The following is a 1,624-nucleotide window of genomic DNA, read 5'->3' on the forward strand; positions in this document are numbered from 1 at the left end:
CTGAGGCGATAATTTCACTGAAGTTCCACACCAGTTGCCAAAACAGTTCGGGATGCTTTACGGACCAGCGGTGCACTTCACCGTAAGATGACAGGTGATGGTGATGATGGGCATTTATCTGATGCATAAACTGCCACAACTGGCAGTTGCGCATCTGCTCAGCTGACGGTTGCCATAGTGGATCGGTCATAGGACCACCTCAATACCTCATAAGAGGTTAAGAATTGATCATTCCATATCTTAAACGTTGATGAAGATCGACTGTTCGTCAAGCAAGCCTCTGAGCGCAAGCTGACGTATAATGAGTGCCATTCTTTCATCTGGCACCTGCGGTGCCCGTCAAATGGTTGTTTAATGACTCAGCAGCAGAAAAATAATCCGCTCCATGGTATTACGCTGGAACGTATCGTGACGGAGCTTGAAGAACACTACGGTTGGGAACGATTGGGGCAGTTGATCGATATTCGCTGCTTCAAGAAAGATCCCAGTGTGAAGTCGAGCCTGAAGTTTTTACGTAAAACGCCTTGGGCTCGGACAAAGGTGGAAGATCTGTATATTAAAACCCAGAGCACTCCCTGGGGACGTAACTGAGAGAGAACGATGCAAATTACTAAAGATACTGTTGTGACATTTCACTATGTGCTGTCTGAAGTGGACGGTGAACAGATCGAATCTTCCTATGATGTTGAGCCGATGGCGTTTTTACACGGACATCAGAATATCTTTCCGAAGATTGAAGAGGCGCTGACCGACAAGCAGGTGGGTGAAAAATTAAGTGTGGCGCTGGCACCTGTTGATGGCTACGGCGAACGTCAGGAAGGTAATACTCAGCGTGTGCCGATGAAGCATCTGCTTACGAAAGGCCGCCTGAAACCGGGGCAGTCTGTAAAGGTGAATACCGAGCAGGGCCCGCGTGATGCAACCGTGGTTAAAGTGGGTTTGAAAAACGTTGATCTGGACACCAACCATCCGTTGGCAGGCAAGCACCTGCAGTTTGATATCGAAGTGACAGAAGTGCGTGCTGCTACACAGGAAGAGCTGGATCACGGTCATGCGCATGGCGTAGGTGGTCATCAGCACTAAGGTTGAATTGGGCAGTGGATGAATCTGCTGCAACTAAAACCCGGTGTGGGGGAGTAATTTGAAGGTTCTCTCGCGCCGGGTTTTTGCGTTCTAAGCTATCTTTTCTACTGGAACCCCCGTCAAACCCGCCATTAGAGAGGGTCTGGTTATGCCCAGTTTTAGCAAACAGAGTCAGCAACAACTCAAAACCTGTCATCATGATCTACAGTCTATTTTTGCTGCCGTTGAGCGTACGGTGGATTGTGAAATCAGCTGTGGACACCGCTCGCACGACGAACAAGAGCAAGCCTATGAAGAGGGACGTTCAGGGTTTCACTGGCCGGAAAGTCATCACAATGACAAACCCAGTATGGCTGTGGACGTCACGCCGATTGATATTGATGAGGATGATATGCGGCGCTGGTACTGGTTTGGAGGTTATGTGCGAGGTTTAGCTGATCGGCTGTATGATGAGGGTGTTGTCACCCATCGATTACACTGGTCCGGTGAACAAGGCGATCCCGAGTTGAGCAAGTATCCGCATTTCGAGATTTACCTACCC

The 1,624-nt window shown here is 49.1% G+C and carries 4 protein-coding genes; 3 read left to right on the forward strand and 1 reads right to left on the reverse strand.

What is annotated here, in order from left to right; all coding sequences use genetic code 11:
- Nucleotides 1–190: hypothetical protein (locus tag ABYW01_RS21015; protein WP_372836518.1), on the reverse strand; the 190-nt coding region annotated here is incomplete at its 3' end.
- Between the two features lie 164 nt (nt 191–354).
- On the opposite strand from ABYW01_RS21015, the gene ABYW01_RS21020 reads away from it, so the two are divergent.
- The 3 genes from ABYW01_RS21020 to ABYW01_RS21030 all read left to right on the forward strand — a co-directional run.
- Entirely contained in the window at nt 355–591 is a 237-nt protein-coding gene (locus ABYW01_RS21020; protein WP_193953307.1) for a VF530 family DNA-binding protein, read from the forward strand.
- Between the two features lie 9 nt (nt 592–600).
- Nucleotides 601–1,083 (forward strand): peptidylprolyl isomerase, encoded by a 483-nt coding sequence (locus tag ABYW01_RS21025; protein ID WP_372836521.1) that lies wholly within the window; start codon nt 601–603, stop codon nt 1,081–1,083.
- Nucleotides 1,084–1,231: 148 nt separating this feature from the next.
- Nucleotides 1,232–1,624, forward strand: a 393-nt coding sequence (locus tag ABYW01_RS21030; RefSeq protein WP_372836523.1) for a hypothetical protein, incomplete at its 3' end; no start/stop codon positions are given.

Source organism: Pontibacterium sp. (assembly GCF_041587635.1).
Lineage (GTDB): Bacteria > Pseudomonadota > Gammaproteobacteria > Pseudomonadales > Balneatricaceae > Pontibacterium.

What these genes read in the sequence shown, in the direction of transcription:
- ABYW01_RS21020 (WP_193953307.1), top strand. Translation starts at nt 355, where the DNA reads ATGACTCAGCAGCAGAAAAATAATCCGCTCCATGGTATTACGCTGGAA.
- ABYW01_RS21025 (WP_372836521.1), top strand. Translation starts at nt 601, where the DNA reads ATGCAAATTACTAAAGATACTGTTGTGACATTTCACTATGTGCTGTCT.